At 63.2% G+C, this 14,723-nt stretch carries 17 protein-coding genes; 3 read left to right on the top strand and 14 right to left on the bottom strand.

Annotated elements, in window-relative coordinates; genetic code table 11:
• Nucleotides 1-4: 4 nt before the first annotated feature.
• From ESZ60_RS06455 to ESZ60_RS06410, 10 genes are all read right to left on the bottom strand, one after another.
• Nucleotides 5-451: a type II 3-dehydroquinate dehydratase gene (locus ESZ60_RS06455; RefSeq protein ID WP_134679594.1), complete on the bottom strand. Its 447-nt coding sequence runs from the start codon at nucleotides 449-451 to the stop codon at nucleotides 5-7.
• 8 nt (nucleotides 452-459) lie between these two features.
• The gene (locus ESZ60_RS06450) at nucleotides 460-1,761 is read right to left on the bottom strand and encodes a TRAP transporter large permease (RefSeq protein WP_134679593.1); all 1,302 of its coding nucleotides are present in this window, start codon (nucleotides 1,759-1,761) and stop codon (nucleotides 460-462) included.
• Nucleotides 1,758-2,240: a TRAP transporter small permease gene (locus ESZ60_RS06445; RefSeq protein ID WP_134679592.1), complete on the bottom strand. Its 483-nt coding sequence runs from the start codon at nucleotides 2,238-2,240 to the stop codon at nucleotides 1,758-1,760. The genes ESZ60_RS06450 and ESZ60_RS06445 overlap by 4 nt, the downstream gene beginning before the upstream one ends.
• A 57-nt stretch (nucleotides 2,241-2,297) precedes the next feature.
• Nucleotides 2,298-3,281, bottom strand: coding sequence for a sialic acid TRAP transporter substrate-binding protein SiaP (locus tag ESZ60_RS06440; RefSeq protein ID WP_134679591.1), 984 nt, complete (start codon nucleotides 3,279-3,281; stop codon nucleotides 2,298-2,300).
• A gap of 439 nt (nucleotides 3,282-3,720) precedes the next feature.
• Nucleotides 3,721-4,929: a four-carbon acid sugar kinase family protein gene (locus ESZ60_RS06435; protein ID WP_134679590.1), complete on the bottom strand. Its 1,209-nt coding sequence runs from the start codon at nucleotides 4,927-4,929 to the stop codon at nucleotides 3,721-3,723.
• 3 nt (nucleotides 4,930-4,932) lie between these two features.
• Nucleotides 4,933-6,189, bottom strand: coding sequence for a RuBisCO large subunit C-terminal-like domain-containing protein (locus ESZ60_RS06430; RefSeq protein WP_134679589.1), 1,257 nt, complete (start codon nucleotides 6,187-6,189; stop codon nucleotides 4,933-4,935).
• A gap of 4 nt (nucleotides 6,190-6,193) precedes the next feature.
• Complete coding sequence (locus ESZ60_RS06425) at nucleotides 6,194-6,733, bottom strand: VOC family protein (RefSeq protein WP_134679588.1); 540 nt, start codon at nucleotides 6,731-6,733, stop codon at nucleotides 6,194-6,196.
• A gap of 4 nt (nucleotides 6,734-6,737) precedes the next feature.
• Nucleotides 6,738-8,015, bottom strand: a complete 1,278-nt coding sequence (locus tag ESZ60_RS06420) for a TRAP transporter large permease (protein ID WP_134679587.1) — start codon at nucleotides 8,013-8,015, stop codon at nucleotides 6,738-6,740.
• Entirely contained in the window at nucleotides 8,012-8,527 is a 516-nt protein-coding gene (locus tag ESZ60_RS06415; RefSeq protein WP_134679586.1) for a TRAP transporter small permease, read from the bottom strand. The genes ESZ60_RS06420 and ESZ60_RS06415 overlap by 4 nt, the downstream gene beginning before the upstream one ends.
• Nucleotides 8,527-9,543: a TRAP transporter substrate-binding protein gene (locus ESZ60_RS06410; protein WP_134679585.1), complete on the bottom strand. Its 1,017-nt coding sequence runs from the start codon at nucleotides 9,541-9,543 to the stop codon at nucleotides 8,527-8,529. The genes ESZ60_RS06415 and ESZ60_RS06410 overlap by 1 nt, the downstream gene beginning before the upstream one ends.
• 109 nt (nucleotides 9,544-9,652) lie before the next feature.
• Between ESZ60_RS06410 and ESZ60_RS06405 the strand changes: the two genes are divergently transcribed.
• A complete protein-coding gene (locus ESZ60_RS06405) occupies nucleotides 9,653-10,669 on the top strand; it encodes a LacI family DNA-binding transcriptional regulator (RefSeq protein ID WP_134679584.1) in 1,017 nt (338 codons plus the stop codon).
• Between the two features lie 149 nt (nucleotides 10,670-10,818).
• On the opposite strand, the gene msrA is transcribed toward ESZ60_RS06405, so the two are convergent.
• The 4 genes from msrA to ESZ60_RS06385 all read right to left on the bottom strand — a co-directional run bounded on the left by msrA (nucleotide 10,819) and on the right by ESZ60_RS06385 (nucleotide 13,360).
• Nucleotides 10,819-11,532 (bottom strand): peptide-methionine (S)-S-oxide reductase MsrA, encoded by a 714-nt coding sequence (gene msrA / locus ESZ60_RS06400; RefSeq protein ID WP_134679583.1) that lies wholly within the window; start codon nucleotides 11,530-11,532, stop codon nucleotides 10,819-10,821.
• 71 nt (nucleotides 11,533-11,603) lie between these two features.
• Nucleotides 11,604-12,086, bottom strand: coding sequence for a peptide-methionine (R)-S-oxide reductase MsrB (gene msrB, locus ESZ60_RS06395; protein WP_134679582.1), 483 nt, complete (start codon nucleotides 12,084-12,086; stop codon nucleotides 11,604-11,606).
• A 72-nt stretch (nucleotides 12,087-12,158) separates the two neighbouring features.
• Nucleotides 12,159-12,806: an NrsF family protein gene (locus ESZ60_RS06390; protein WP_134679581.1), complete on the bottom strand. Its 648-nt coding sequence runs from the start codon at nucleotides 12,804-12,806 to the stop codon at nucleotides 12,159-12,161.
• Nucleotides 12,803-13,360, bottom strand: a complete 558-nt coding sequence (locus ESZ60_RS06385; protein ID WP_209021250.1) for a sigma-70 family RNA polymerase sigma factor — start codon at nucleotides 13,358-13,360, stop codon at nucleotides 12,803-12,805. The genes ESZ60_RS06390 and ESZ60_RS06385 overlap by 4 nt, the downstream gene beginning before the upstream one ends.
• A gap of 166 nt (nucleotides 13,361-13,526) precedes the next feature.
• On the opposite strand from ESZ60_RS06385, the gene ESZ60_RS06380 reads away from it, so the two are divergent.
• Nucleotides 13,527-13,832: a pentapeptide MXKDX repeat protein gene (locus ESZ60_RS06380; RefSeq protein WP_134679580.1), complete on the top strand. Its 306-nt coding sequence runs from the start codon at nucleotides 13,527-13,529 to the stop codon at nucleotides 13,830-13,832.
• A 544-nt stretch (nucleotides 13,833-14,376) separates the two neighbouring features.
• Nucleotides 14,377-14,646 carry a hypothetical protein gene (locus ESZ60_RS06375; RefSeq protein WP_209021249.1) on the top strand — a complete coding sequence of 90 codons (270 nt, stop codon included), beginning with the start codon at nucleotides 14,377-14,379 and terminating at the stop codon, nucleotides 14,644-14,646.
• The last annotated feature ends 77 nt before the right edge of the window (nucleotides 14,647-14,723 follow it).

The raw sequence follows: 14,723 nt of genomic DNA, 5'->3' as shown, positions 1-14,723 counted from the left end.
CCGGTCAGGCGACGCGGCGATCCTCGATCATCTCGCGCAGGATACGGATCGCATGCCCATAGCCCCGCGCCCCCGTGCCCGCCATGACCGCCGTGGCATGGGCCGAGACCAGCGATTTGTGATAGATCGGCTCGCGGCGGTGGACATTGCTGATATGGAACTCGATCAGCGGGTGGGGATACATCTTCAGCGCATCCATCACGGCCATCGACGTGAATGTCCATGCGGCGGGATTGATCAGAAGCGCCGAAGAGTCGTCGATTGCCTCGTGAATCCAGTCGATCATCTGGAATTCGGCATTGGTCTGGCGAAAGACCAATTCGCACTCGCCCGCCGCGTCGCGACAGATTGCCTCGACCTCGGCCAACGTCGTGCTGCCATAGATTTCGGGTTCGCGGCGGCCCAGCCGGTTCAGGTTCGGGCCATTGAGCACATGGATCGGTTTGGGCATCGAAATCGTCATCCGTTATAGCCGAACAGGCGCGGCAGCCAAAGCGACAGGCCGGGCAAGAGCGTGATCAGCAAAAGTGAAACAAGCAGCGCTGCGAGAAAGGGCAGGATCTCGCGCACGATCTGGCGCAGCGAGCAGCCGGAAATGCTGGTCATGATGAACAGAAGCAGGCCATAGGGCGGCGTGATCAGCCCCAGCATGATGTTCACGACGCAGACAACGCCGAAATGCACCATGTCGATGCCCAGAGCCTGTGCGGTCGGGATCAGGACCGGGATGACGATCAGCAGGATCGTCGTTCCCTCGAGCAGGCAGCCCAGTACCAGCAGGACAAGGTTCACCATGAGCAGGAAGCCCAAGGGCGAAAGGTCGAATCCGGACAGCCAAGCGCTGAGGGCGGCGGGGATGTTCTCGACCGTCACAACATAGTTGAACACCAGAGCACCCGCGATCAGCATGCCCACCGAGGCGGTACTTTTCGCGCTGGCCAGAAGCGAGTCGTAGGCGGTCGAAAAGCTGATGCTGCGATAGAGCAACGCCGAGATCAGCAGCGCATAGAAGGCAGCGATGGCGGCGGCTTCGGTCGGCGTGGTCGCACCGCCATAGATGCCGCCCAAGAGGACCACCGGCATCATCAGCGCCGGAAAGGCGTCAAGTGTGACGCGGGGCAGGTCGCGCAGCGGCACGGGCGGCTCGACCGGAAACCGGCGCCGCCGGGCCGAGACGATCACGATCAGCGCCTGCGCCAGCCCCATCAGCAGACCCGGCACGACGCCCGCGAGAAACAGGTAGCCGATCGAGGCATCCGACACCAAGGCATAGATCACCATCGGGATCGACGGCGGAATGATCGGCCCGATCACCGCCGTGGCGGCGGTCAGCGCGGCGGCAAAGGCGGGAGGATATTTGCCGCCCTCGGTCATCATTTTTTGCATCAGCTTCCCGCCGCCCGCCGCATCGGCGATGGCGGAACCCGACATGCCGGCAAAGATGATGCTTTGCACGACATTGACCAAGGCCAGACCGCCCGGAAAGCGGCCCACGAAAGCATTGCAGAAAGCCAGTAGCCGCAGGGTCATCGACCCCGCATTCATCAACTCTGCCGCGACGATGAACAATGGCACGGCAAGCAGGATATAGCTCGAGAACATGCCATTCAGCAGTTGCTCTGCCGCCGTGCCCATGTCGAGCCCCGCCAGCATGAGGTAGAGGATGGATGAGGCGATCATCGCGTGACCGATCGGCAGTCCCAGGACGCCGAGGCAGACGATCGAGATGATACTGATGGTAAAAGGATCGGTGAGCGTCATTTCGGGACGTTCCCAAGAACGGCGCGGATGAAGATCCGGGCATATCGGATCAGCACGGCCACCACGAAAATGATGTAGATCGAATAGAGCCAGTCATAGCGAATATCCAGATAGGAGGATTTCTGGACCTTCATGAAGGTCACATAGTCCCAGACCGCCGGCAGCGAATAGCCGTATAGGACAAGCAGCACCGCCGAGGCGCAAAGCGTCATCAGCCGCCGCGGTCGCGGGCCGACCGCGCTGTAGATCACGTCAAAGCGGATCTCGTCGCGCTCGCGCAGGACAAAGGCCGCGCCCCACAGCACCACCCAGAGCCACATGGTTATGGTCAGTTCGCTGGCGATGCCGCCGGGCAGGTTGAACAGATAGCGCGAGGCGATCTGGACAAGGAATGCGCCAAACATCACCGCCAGCATCAGCACCGCGACATTCTCGGCCCGGCGGTGCAGCCAGCCGCCGATTTTTCCTGGATCGCTCATCTTGATGTCCTTGAAACGGTCGCCGCGCCCGGAGACATGCCAAGCGCGGCGAAGGGATTACATCGCGTTGATGCGGTCCAGCATGCCCTCGGGCCATTCCTTCGAGATCTCGTTCTCAAGATACATCTTCTGGGCGTGGGTGCGGAACGCCTCGATATCGGGGGTCGATATCTTGAGGCCGTTCTTTTCGAAGGTCGCGGCCAATTCCGTTTCCCGCGCGAGGTGTTGTTCCTGGCTCCAGTCGATCGCCTCATCCGCGGCCTTCTGGAAGGCCGCGCGCTGCGCGTCATCCATCTCGTCCCAGATTTTCTTGGAGATCACGAGCAGATCATAGCCGACAAGATGCGAGGTCAGCACGATCTGCTTCATGACCTCAAAGAACTTCATGTTCTCGACATTGGGCAGGGGGTTGTCCTGCCCGTCGATGGCACCGGTCTGCAAGCCGGTATAAACCTCGGCATAGGCCATCGGGGTGGGGTTCGCGCCCAGGGCTTGGCCAAGGAACTGCCAGGCATCCCCGCCCGGCATGCGCAGCCGGATTCCCGACATGTCGGCGGGCGTCTTGATGTCCTTGTCGATGTTCAACCCGACATGACGCGTTCCGAAATAGGTCGGCCCCAAGATGTGGATGCCAAGCTGGTCCTCGGCCATGGCTTTCATTTCCGCCCCGGCATCGCTCGCGAAAAAGGCGCGCATATGCGCGGCGTCCCGGAACAGATAGGCCGAGGTCAGGATCGAGAAGGCCGGGATCTGCGTCGCGATATCCTGCGGCGCGACATTGCCCATCTCAAGATTTCCACGCTGGATTGCGATGATCTCGGTCGTCTGCTTGAACAGGGTGCCGCCGTAATACAGTTCCGTCTGGAACCGATCACCGATGGCGGCGGCCAGTTTTTTCATCATCTCGGCGCGGATATCCTGCTCCGAGAAAACCGCGGAAAACCGAAGCTTAGTCTTGTCCTGCGCCAGCGCCGGCACGCCGAGCGCCATCAAGGCCGAGCCCGCAGCCAATGTTCCAAGAATCTTGCGACGATTGAGCATCGTCCTTCCTCCCTCCAACAGATCTCCCTATGGGCAGCGTATCAGCCTCATCAGAAATGTCATATATTTTTTATTTCATATGACATTATTACGGTGATATGTGCGAGGCGGGCCGCCGCGAGGCCAGTCCCTTGCTCGTTGCCGGTGTTAGCCCTTTGATGCTTACGGCGAAATGCGCCGGGCGGAATGTCTTGCCGCGTGAGTAGGTCCAGAGATCGGCGCAGGTACCACCGTTGCCGCAAAGCAGAGCGCAGTTGACGCCAGAGCCCCGCACCTCCCTGTCACGCTGGGTTCAATCCACCGAAAGTGCGCGACGAGTTGGCCACACTAGAATGTAATGCTGCCAAAGCGAGGCCCGCTATCGGTCGGGTTCGATGCAGGTATGATCTGATTTGCAAGGAAGTCGGCCAACTGAGATGACCCTTGGATCGCGTCCGAATCAGTGGCCGTGAATTTCCGCTGCGGCCCGGTCAAAGAAACGCGCGTCGCCCATCTGCCCGCCCTTTAGCGCCAGCAAAAGGCCCCTCCCTTCGAAACCTGCATGAAGGATAGGAACCCCCGGGCAGATGTCTCCGGCATGGTCGAGCCAGCAGGGCGCAAGCCTGTTCACGATGGCGCTTGATGTGTCGCCGCCTGCGATGACCAGCCCGCCGATCCGGGCTGTGTCGATCACCTGCGCGACAAATTCCGCACTCATCCGGGCGATCTCGGCTGGCGGGGCGGCACTCGCCATTTCAGCGGTCAGGTAGACGATGCAATCCTGTCCGCGATCGAGCCGTTCCTTCGACCAGGCGATTGCGGCATGGAAGGCCTCGGCCTCGGCCATCAGATCCGCGGGATTGAGTGGCAGGCATGACAGGCCCGAGGCGGCCGCGATCTGCGTGGTGGTCAGCGAGGAACGCGAGCCGGCGAAGGCAAAGACCGGCCCCGTCGAGGGGCGCGGCGGCGGCACGGATTCGGCGCGGGCCGGGCGTCCTGCAAGCCACGCCTCGGCGACCGAGGATGCGCCCATCACCAGCAGGCGATCGCCCGCCACGCGCAGGTCCTTGCCGATGAAGGCGATGTCGGCCTGATCGAGAGCGTCGTAGAACCTTGGAAATGCGCCCCCGTGACAGCCGCGCCCGACATGGTGCAAGCCGTTCAGGCCAAGCGCGCCAAGATGGCGGATCAGGTCGGCCTCGTGCATCGGCGTAACGGGATGGGCCGACATGACCGGATGGCGGTCGATGCGATGCACCCGTCCGTCGGGTCCGCGCGCAAAAAGGGTGCCAAAGACAGCATGGCGGCCAAGCGACGGCTGTCCCCCGATCACCGCGAGGTCGGCTATTCCCAAGGCGTCCGCCAGCCCTTGGGCGAGGGCCGCGATATTGCCGATCTCAGGGCTGCTGTCGAAGGTCGAGCAGACCTTGAGATGCAGGAAATCCGGCGCATGCGGCGCGAGACCCGCCCCGATCTCTGCAGCCAGCCGCGCGATCTCGTGGCGGCCAATCGAGCGGGCGGCCGTAGCGATGCCCCATGCCTCGAGCCCTTCCAGATCTGCCGGTCCGGGCAGGTTGCGAAAGAGCCGCGCCCGCACGCCGGCGCGCGAGAGGGTCGCGAGCGTGTCGGATGCGCCGGTAAAATCGTCGGCGACAAAAATATAGGCCAAGGCCTAGCCCTTTCTGCCGAAGGTCGTCAGGGCGGCGGCAAGCGCGGGGCGGGTCTGGGCAGCAGCCTCGAGCGAAAGGCCTTCGCGGACCGCTTCATGGGCGTGCCGCAGGCTCTCGAGCCCCGCAGCGGGACCGCCCGGATGGGCCATGATGCCACCGCCGCAGAGGAACATCAGGTCGTCCGAGCCGATCCGCTCCAGCGTATGGGGCAGCGTTCCCGCCCATTGCCCCGAGGAAAAGATCGGCATCACCCGGTCATCCCCCGGTCCCATCTGTTCAAGGCAATGGCGTGCCGCGTCGGTCACGTCCTCGTCGAGATCCGAGAATTTCCCGCCCATGCCATGCACATGCATGTGGTCGATCCCGGCCAGACGGTAGAGCAGCTGATAGGCCCGCACCCCCAACCCAAGCAAGGGATGCCGCCCCATGCCGCCATAGCCATTGCGATGGCCATGGATGGCAAGCGGCGTGTGCCGCCGCAGCGTTTGCACCGCCGCCATACCGACCCAGTTCAGCGAGACCATGGCGCATGTGCCGTCCTGCTCGGCCAGCAGATCGGCATGGCGGCGCATGGCGTCGGTCTCATCTGTGATGTTGAAGGCGACCATGACCAGCTTGCCGGTGCGGTCGCGATGCCGCCGGACCCGGTCCATCACCGCGCGGATACGGGCATCGACCGGGGCATGGGGATGGGTTCCGGCGATCTCGTCATCCTTGATGAAATCCGCGCCCGCGACGCAAAGACGCTCGACCAGATCCGCGATTTCCTCGGGCGAAAGACCGATATTCGGCTTTATGATCGTGCCGAACATGGGACGGCCCTGCACGCCGACCGATGCGCGCGTCCCCGCGATCCCCATGGCGGGCAGGTCATAGCGGGCACGGTATTCCGGCGTCACCGCGACATCCATGAGCTTCAGCCCGGTGACCTCGCCCAGATCGTAGAGGTTCCCCGCTACGACCGAGGCCAAGGTGGGCAGGTTCACGCCCACATTGTCCTCGGGGTAGTCGATCACGACGCGGTAGATGCCGCGAGCGCCGGTCAACCCGCGCCGTTCGGCCCATGCGGAACGCAGCGAGGGCGTGGCGGATTCTCCGATCTGCTCGGTCGAGATCACGCGGGCACCGAAGCGCGCGCGCAACTCGTCCGTCTCACCCTCGACCCGGACAAAGGTTCCGGCGCTTTGCTCGCCCGCCATCATGGCGGCGACCTCGGCGATCGGGCAGGGGGTCTCGACGGTATATGTAGCGCGGATCATCGGCTCAGATCTTTGACAGGTCGGGGAAGGGGCGCACGGGGTCCGAGCCGTCCCAGCCTTCGGAGGCGGCCCGGATCAGGTCGAACATGCGGCCTTTCGGGCCTTTGACCTCGGAAAGCTCGATGCAGGTGCCGGGATGGGTCTCGCGGTCGAAATAGGCGAAGCGCCCCGCCGCGCCGACTTGGCCCGACATCTTCACGCGGAAACCCTCGGCCTCCATGCGGGCAAGGTCGCGGTCATAATCCTCGGTCCAATAGGCGGTGTGCTGCAGGCCCCAATTCCCGGCGTCGGTGAATTCCTTGTAGCAGGAGGGGACGGCATTGCGGCACTGGATCAGTTCGACCTGAATATAGCCCGCATTGGCCAGCGCGACCGAGTTATGCGGCTCATAGCGCTGGCCCTCGAAGGTGTAGTCCTCGATCGGGACGCGGGGGTTGTAGAAAAAGGGGCCGACGCCCATCACGCCCGACCAATGGGCCATGGCCTCTTCGATATCGGGGACGACATAGCCAAGTTGGCGGATCGGGCCAAGAAAGCGGCTCATCGGATTACTCCATCAGATAGGTGGGCAGCCATGCGGTCAGGCCCGGGAAGAACGTGACCAGCGCCAGCGCCAGGAAAAGCGGAACGAAGAAGGGAGCGACGCCGCGCACCACCTCGGCAAAGGGCATCTTCACGGTGATCGACATCATGTAGAGGCTCATCCCCACGGGCGGGGTCAGAAGCCCGATCATCAGGTTCAGGACCATGACCACGCCGATCTGCTCGGGCGGGGCACCAGCTTGAATGAGGGCCGGGGTGACGATCGGCGCGATGATCAGGATCGCCGCGATGGATTCGAGGAACATCCCCGCCACCAGCAGCACGACATTCAGGATCAGCAGCAGGACCAGCGGATTGTCCGAGATGCCCAGAAGCCATGCGCTGGCCTTCATCGGCACCTGATCCATGGTCAGGACCCAGGCAAAGATCGCCGCCGCCGCCACGACGAAGAGGATATTCGCGGTGGCAAGCACGGTATCCCGCGCCGAGTCGATCAGGGTTTTCAGCGTCAGCGTGCGATAGACCAGCACCCCGATCAGGATGGCATAGGCGACCGTGATGCCCGCCGCCTCGGTCGGGCCGAAATAGCCCGAGAGCAGTCCTCCGATCAGCAGGACGGGCGTCATCAGCGCCGGAAGCGAGATCACCGATAGCCGCAGAAAGGCCGGAAGGCTGGGCGAGACATCGTCGCGGGGCAGGTTCTGGCGCTTGGCGACCAGCGCGATATAGAACATCAGCATCCCGGTCAGAATGAGGGCGGGCACGATCCCCGCCAAGAGCAGCTTGACCGGAGAGACCTCGGCCGCCGCGGCAAAGATGATCAGCGGGATCGAGGGCGGAAAGATCGGGCCGATCGTGGCCGAGGCGATGGTCAGACCGGCGGCGAAGCGGCGGGTATAGCCCTGCTTCTCCATCTCGCGGACCTGCATCCCGCCAAGCGCGCCGATATCGGCCAAGGCCGCGCCGGACATGCCGGCGAAGACCAGCGACAGCAGGATGTTCACATGCGCCATGCCGCCGCGCACCCGCCCGACGACCATGCGGACAAGATCGAACATATAGGTCGTGACGCCGGTCGCGCTAAGAAGCGCGGCGGCCATGATGAACATCGGCACGGCCAGCAGGGGCGAGCTGTCGATGGAGTTCACGGCGCGTTGCAGCAGAACCGTCGCGGGCAGGCCATGCGCCAAGATGGTCACCGCCGAGGACAGGCCAAGGGCGACGGCAATCGGTGCCCCGATGAGCAGAAAAAGCCCAAAGGCCAGTAGCAGTGTCAGGGTCATTTCATGGCCCTTTCAGCCCGCAGCACGGCGCTGATCCGCCAAAGCGCAATCACGATCAGCAGGAGGAAACACAGCATCACCGGACCGAAGAGCCAGATGTTCTGGATGCCAAGCGCGGGCGTCTTGAACTTCCACGCGCGCTTCAGATAAAGCCAGCCGCCCCAGAGCGTGAGCGCCGAAAAGGCGAGGATCGACAGTTCCGCCAGAATGAAACAGACGAGCTTCGGCAGTCGCGGCAGGGCGCTCGTGAAGACATCGACCGCGACATGCTGGCCGCGCAGCGCCAGCAGCGGGGCGGTGAAATAAACCGCCAGCACGCCCGAAAAGCGCGAGATTTCCTCGGCACGGGGCAAGCCGATATTCCAGATATTGCGGGCCGCCACCTGCGCCACGATCAGGGCGATGATCAGCAGCATGAGCCCGGTCGAAATGCCCAGAAGCCCCCGCGTCAAGAGGTCCAGCGCCCGCGGAGGGGCGGGCGCTGCGAGATATGCTGCCGAGGCTTCCGGCATCAGGCGACCGCGGCGATCTTGCCGTAAAGCTCGCCCCATTGCGCGTCGAATTCCTTCGAGACGCGGGTCTTCACGCTGTCGCGGAATGCGGCCAGATCCAGACCTGCGGCCTCGTCGATGACCTTCATGCCCTTGTCGCGCAGCGCCTGCAGGTCGGTCGCTTCGGCCTTGAGCATTTCCTCGGAGGCGCGGGCGCGGGTTTCCTCGGCCGCGGCCGAGACGGCCTCTTTCTGGGCATCCGAGAAGCCGTTCCAGACATCGTCATTCATCATCACCACCTGCGCGGCGGCGATATGGCCGGTCAGCATGAGATGGCTTTGCACCTCGTAGAGCTTGGCCGAAACCAGCACGTTCATCGGGTTTTCCTGCCCATTGACGACGCCGGTCGCAAGCGCGGTCGGAACCTCGGACCAATCGACCGGAACCGGGACAGCGCCCAGGCCCTCTACGGTCGCCATGTAGATCGGGAAGGGGATCGAGCGGATCTTGACGCCGGACAGGTCGGCAGGGCTCTTGACCTCGCGGTCGGCGGTCAGGTTGCGGGTGCCGAAGTAAAAGGCGTAAAGCGCGCGCGTGCCCGAAGCCTCGATCAGGCCCTGATTGAGTTCGGCCATGACGGGGCTTTTCGCATCCATCACCTGCATCAGGTGATCCACGTCGCGATACAGATAGGGGGTGTCGAAGGCCGCGAAAGGCGCGTGCAGCGAGCCGATCGCGCCCGCCGTGTTATGCGAAAAGGCGATGGACCCGGTCGAGACCGCCTCGGCCAGTTCCTGCAGCTTGCCCAGTTGCGAGTTCGGGAAAATCTCGATGGCAAGTTCGCCGCCGGTCTTTTCAGCCACGGCCTTGGCGAACCATTCGGCCTGAGCCCCCGCGATGGAATTCGGCGTATGCATATGGCCATAGCGCAGCACAGTCGCCGCGCGCGCGGCCTTGCCAAGGAACGGTGTCGCCAGAAGCGCCGCGCCACCGGCAGCCAGCAGGCTCCGGCGCGAAAGGCCGAACGGTTTCGTCATGGTCTCCTCCCTGAATCATCCCCTGAGGCAAGGCTCCTCCCTTGCGTCATTGACGGGAGGGTGATGGATGGGTGACATGGCGTCAACGCTCACTTCTTGATGGGTTTTGATGGATCAGCAGAACCGTGTGGGGATCCGCGACATCGCCCGCGCGGCCGGGGTCTCGGAGGCCACCGTGGACCGGGTACTGCACGCCCGTCCCAATGTGCGACCCGCGACCGCCGAGCGCGTGCTGCGCGCCGCCGCCGAATGCCGCTACCTGTCCGAGGCCCAGCTTGAAAAGCTGCTGCGCCGTGATCGGTTGCGCCTGGCCGTCCTGCTGCCAGGCACCGCCAATCCCTTTATCCGGCAAATGAACGAAGAATTGCGGCGATGGTCGCAGGTGCGTGATCGCGGCGCGCGGATCCATAGCTTCCTGATGGAGTCGATGAATCCCGCAACCACGGCGCTCAGCCTGCGCAGGCTGGGTCGAAAATCCGACGCCATCGCGTTCTTCGGGGTCGATCACCCCGATGTGCGCGATGAGGTCGACAGCCTGACCGCGCAGGGAAAGCAGGTAGTGACGCTGATCAGCGACATTACCGGCTCGACCAGACGGGCTTTTATCGGCATCGACAATCTTGCGGCCGGGCGAACGGCCGCCTTTCTGCTGGCCGCGACGGCGCCTGCGTCCGGCGGTGAGTTGGCCGTCATCGCCGCGACCCGCCATTACCGCGCCCATGTCGAACGCGAGCTGGGCTTTCAGGAACTGATCCAGCGCGACCATCCGCAGCTGAGCTTTGCCGGCATGATCGAGGGACAGGACGACCCGCTCATCAACATGCGGATGACGCTGTCGCTGCTCGAGCGTTATCCGGATCTGCGCGGCATCTACAATGTCGGGGGCTCATCCCAGGGGATCGCGATGGCCTTGCGCCGCACCGGTCGGGCCGGACAAGTTCGTCTGATCGGCCACGGATTGGGGCCCGATACGCGCGCGCTGCTGCAAGAGGGAGTCATGATGGCGGTTTTCACCCAACGCTCGCAAACGCTGTTCGAAGTTCTGCTCGATCAGTTGTATTCGGACCGCGCTCCTCCTCCGCTGCCGATGCAGATCGTGTTTCCGACGAACCTTCCCGCTGCATAGCGCTGCTGTAGAGCCAGCTTGGCTCTGCTGTCGGGTTCAGGGCCGGCCCATTGCGGTGAGATCTTGCCGTCACTTCGGCGCGCGAAGCTGCGGGCGTCCCCACGCCTTCACCGCATCGCGCTTTGATCGCCGGTCTCCATGTCGAACGATCAACCGCCCGCGCCTGCCTCGGCCACGAGGACTGGGTCCTTGCGCCAGACATCCGGGAACAGGGTCCTCAAGTGCTCGATCTTTGGCAGGTCGTTGATGCGAATGTAGGGCTGCGTCGGATTATTGGCGAGATAGTCCTGATGATACGCTTCGGCCGGGTAGAAATTCTTGCCCTGCTCGATGGTGGTGGCAATAGGCGCTCGGAAAACGCGGGCCGCGTTCAGCTGGGCGATATAGGCCCGGGCCACGGCAGCCTGTTCCTTGTTTTGCGGAAAGATCGCCGTGCGGTATTGGGTACCGATATCAGGGCCCTGACGGTTCAACTGCGTCGGGTCATGGGCGGCGGAAAAGAAGATCCGCAGCAGCTTGCCATAGCTGATCCTGGAGGGGTCGTAGGTGATGCGCACGGCTTCGGCATGGCCGGTGCCGCTGCCGCCGACCATCCGGTAGTTCGCCGTATTTGCCTCGCCTCCGGCATAGCCCGAGACGGCGTTACTCACGCCGCTGACATGTTGGAACACCCCCTGCATGCCCCAGAAGCAGCCGCCCGCGAAAACGGCGGTCTGACTGCGGCCCGTTTCAGCGATGTCTTGCTTGGGCGGGGGGATCTTCAGCCCCTCCTGTGCCTGTGTCATCTGCACGCCCATCGTCAGGGCAACGGCAAACGCCACGAGGCGTAGGGGCCGGATGAAATCAGCCAAGGATGCGTTCATGGACTTCTCCTCCAGGGTCTGGAAACTTGCATCGCAACATCTGGTCGGCTGTCCCTTGTCGAGCAGGTTCTTCAGGAAGCTGTCGGTCGAAAGGTCATCGCAATCCCGTTCATGCAATAGCGCAGACCCGTCGGCTGGGGCCCGTCCTTGAAGACATGGCCCAGATGCCCGCCGCAGCGGGCGCAGAGCACCTCTATGCGGGCCATCCCCAGCGAATTGTCCTGCGATGTGATGACCGCTCCCTTGAGTGGGGCCCAGAAGCTGGGCCAGCCCGTGCCGCTGTCATATTTGGTCTCGGACGAGAACAGATCCTGCCCGCAACCCGCGCAGGCAAAGACCCCGTCGCGGAGTTCCTTCAGCAAGGGGCTGGAGCCGGGATATTCGGTGCCGTGATTGCGCAGGACATCGAATTGACCCGGTGTCAGGATCGCCCGCCACTCTTCCTCGCGACGCGTCACGGCGAAACTTGCGGCCTCGGCGCGGGAGGCCCGGAACGCAATTCCGGCAAGAGAAAGCGCGGATCCGGCAAGAAGCATCTGTCTTCTGCTGAGCATGGTTTCTCCTCTCTGAAGCTGTCTTCGTTTGCGCGCGGCCAAAGGTTACCTCGGATGATGAAATCGGCCCCTTTACCAGCGCAACATATGCCGACCCAGCGCGGCTCCGACGGCCGAGCACAGCAGGATGCCCGCATTATACCACAGGGCAACGAAGGGAAGGCCGCTCTCGGGGCAATGGAAGGAATAGACGAAGGCGGCACCTGCCCCGGCCAGAAGGCCCGCCGCGGCTCCGGCTTGGGTCGGGCGCGTGGGCGCGAGGCGCCGAAGGGCAGCGAGCAGCATGGCCAAAATCGGCGCCGCGAGCAGGGCGATCAGGAAAGGACAGACCAGCGCCGTGCTCCCCATGAGCAGCCCGCGCCGATCCTCGGGTGGGGCATGGATCAGGGCCGCAATCGCGATGACGCCGGTCAGCCCCAAGATGATCGGCAGGACACGGCGCGCGAGGGGTGCCCGCGCCACAGGCCGCGCCAGCCGCCGGAGGGCCGCCAGCGCCGTCAGGGTCAGCACCGCGGCATAGACTAGTTTGGCCTGGAACGCGACGCTCCCGATCATTGCTGCCCAGTCCTGTCGCGGCCCGAGGACAAAGAGCATGAGTGCCGCCGCGCCCATCAGCCCGATGCCGAGGCTTGTCAACAGACCGCGTTCGACCGCGCGCGGCGAAACCGGCTGCAATTCCGAGACCAGACGGTCGATCAGATCCTTATGCCCGCCGGTCATGTCTTGCCTCCGAACTGGTTGCGCAATGCGGCAATGCCGCGATGAATGATCACCTTGACCGATGCGACCGACAGATTGGTCTCGTTCGCGGTCTCGGCCACGGATTTGCCCTCGATCTTGACCTTGCCGATGACATCGCGGCTGCGGGCAGGCAAATGCGAAAGCAAGGTATCGAGATCGTGCCGGTGTTCGACCGCTGCCACGCTGTCGACGGGGTCGGCCAGGACGTCGATCTGGTCGTCCAAGGGGATCTTCCCTTGCCGACGCGACCGGCGCAGGAAATCGATCAGCTTGTGGCGGGCGATGGCCTGCACCCATGCCATCAGCGGAAAGGCCGGATCGAAGGTCATGCGGCGCAGATGCAGCGCCAGCAGGGTTTCCTGCACCAGATCGTCGGCATGGGTCGCGAGATCCTCAAAGAGCCTTATGCGGAAATAGCCCTGCAGGATCCGGGTCAGGGATTCGAGCAGGCATCTATAGGCAGCCGCATCGCCGGCAAGCGAGGCCACCATAAGCGCATGCAGTTCAGCTTCGGTCGGTCTGTGCAATCTCACCCCGGTTTCTTCGGCCCGTCTGGGGAAAAGGTTACATCCGCCACAGCAAGGCGCGCATCGGACGTTTTCACATCGGCGTGAACCCCTGTAACAGCTTACCGCTCCGCCGCGAAGAACCGGGTGCAAGTTGCGGGAACGGACCCGCAACGGCTCATCAAAGGAGATCATGATGCTTGCCAGAACCACTGCATTTGCTTCGCTGATCATTGCCTCGCTGGGCATGGCCCATGCCCAGGACGCGGCCCCGGCGACGATGCCCGCGGACCAGATGAAGACCGACAGCATGGACAAGCAGGACTGCATGACTGACGGCCAAATGGCGGCCGATTGCAAGGATGCGGATGGCATGGCCAAGGGTGACCTGGCCAAGGGTGACATGGCCAAGGGCGACATGGCCAAGGGCGACATGGCCGCGGACAAGATGAAATCCGATGCGATGGAACCAGACGGAGAGATGAAGAAGTCGAACTGAACTGGCTGGTCCCTGCGCCATCGCTGCGGGGACCAGGATCGATGGCCGCCACTGAGGAGAGCGATATTCGCCGACACATCGTCGCGGGCGTTTCGACCTATCCGCTTTTGCGTCTGAATGACACGCTCGGGCATTTGCGCCGCGGACATTTTCAATCCGCGGCGGTGCCGGGCCCTAATTGATCGACACCGGAAAACCACTCTGGCGGATCATCATTGCGGGTCGCCGTGAGGGTGGTGTGAGATAGTTCGACCCGCAGCCGGCGGAGGCCCCGAGACGCGCTAGCGGGATCCTTGAAGGGGGCGGCCTGCTCCGAATGTCATCTCGACTCGTTGTCGCGGGGCATCTCGGTCGCATAGTTCCCACGCGCGCTGTCGCTGTTGCCGGGCTTCCGCCCATTCGTTTTGACGCTGTCGCAGACAGGTGAACATCGGCCACAGTGTGATATTTCGGGTTCAGGTGCTCAAGAGAACCTGCTCGCATGCGCGAGTAAATCGGGGCGATCCCAATCAAGCGAGGCAGCAACCCAATCAGCTATCGCTACATGGCCGATCTGATGCTTAAGGAGCGCAAGCGCCTCGGCCTGGAAGCTTATGACTTGCGAGCACTTCGCTATCGCGGGGACGACGATCGAATCGCCGCCTATTCCGGGCATGCCACCCAAGAGATGATTGCGAAATATGCGGGCGAGGCTCGTCAGATCATGCGGGCACATCAAGCAAGGGATAAGCCCCAGTCAACAGAACGAGATCAGAACAGCAGTCTGATACCCCGAGTGTTACCCCGGCAGGCACCATCATGGATAAGTGCTTGAAAATTTTGGAGGCGGGTACCGCCACCATTGTCGCGAAACAGTGCGACGCAATCTGTAATATCTTCTCTGGATAATCA

It is taken from the genome of Paracoccus ravus, from assembly GCF_004522175.1.
Classification (GTDB): Bacteria; Pseudomonadota; Alphaproteobacteria; order Rhodobacterales; family Rhodobacteraceae; genus Paracoccus; species Paracoccus ravus.
This window is presented reverse-complemented; position numbering and strand designations above follow the sequence as displayed.

Coding starts and splice junctions, on each gene's coding strand:
- ESZ60_RS06455 (WP_134679594.1), bottom strand. CDS start 451: ATGCCCAAACCGATCCATGTGCTCAATGGCCCGAACCTGAACCGGCTG.
- ESZ60_RS06450 (WP_134679593.1), bottom strand. CDS start 1,761: ATGACGCTCACCGATCCTTTTACCATCAGTATCATCTCGATCGTCTGC.
- ESZ60_RS06445 (WP_134679592.1), bottom strand. CDS start 2,240: ATGAGCGATCCAGGAAAAATCGGCGGCTGGCTGCACCGCCGGGCCGAG.
- ESZ60_RS06440 (WP_134679591.1), bottom strand. CDS start 3,281: ATGCTCAATCGTCGCAAGATTCTTGGAACATTGGCTGCGGGCTCGGCC.
- ESZ60_RS06430 (WP_134679589.1), bottom strand. CDS start 6,189: ATGATCCGCGCTACATATACCGTCGAGACCCCCTGCCCGATCGCCGAG.
- ESZ60_RS06425 (WP_134679588.1), bottom strand. CDS start 6,733: ATGAGCCGCTTTCTTGGCCCGATCCGCCAACTTGGCTATGTCGTCCCC.
- ESZ60_RS06420 (WP_134679587.1), bottom strand. CDS start 8,015: ATGACCCTGACACTGCTACTGGCCTTTGGGCTTTTTCTGCTCATCGGG.
- ESZ60_RS06415 (WP_134679586.1), bottom strand. CDS start 8,527: ATGCCGGAAGCCTCGGCAGCATATCTCGCAGCGCCCGCCCCTCCGCGG.
- ESZ60_RS06410 (WP_134679585.1), bottom strand. CDS start 9,543: ATGACGAAACCGTTCGGCCTTTCGCGCCGGAGCCTGCTGGCTGCCGGT.
- ESZ60_RS06405 (WP_134679584.1), top strand. CDS start 9,653: ATGGATCAGCAGAACCGTGTGGGGATCCGCGACATCGCCCGCGCGGCC.
- msrA (WP_134679583.1), bottom strand. CDS start 11,532: ATGAACGCATCCTTGGCTGATTTCATCCGGCCCCTACGCCTCGTGGCG.
- msrB (WP_134679582.1), bottom strand. CDS start 12,086: ATGCTCAGCAGAAGACAGATGCTTCTTGCCGGATCCGCGCTTTCTCTT.
- ESZ60_RS06390 (WP_134679581.1), bottom strand. CDS start 12,806: ATGACCGGCGGGCATAAGGATCTGATCGACCGTCTGGTCTCGGAATTG.
- ESZ60_RS06380 (WP_134679580.1), top strand. CDS start 13,527: ATGATGCTTGCCAGAACCACTGCATTTGCTTCGCTGATCATTGCCTCG.
- ESZ60_RS06375 (WP_209021249.1), top strand. CDS start 14,377: ATGGCCGATCTGATGCTTAAGGAGCGCAAGCGCCTCGGCCTGGAAGCT.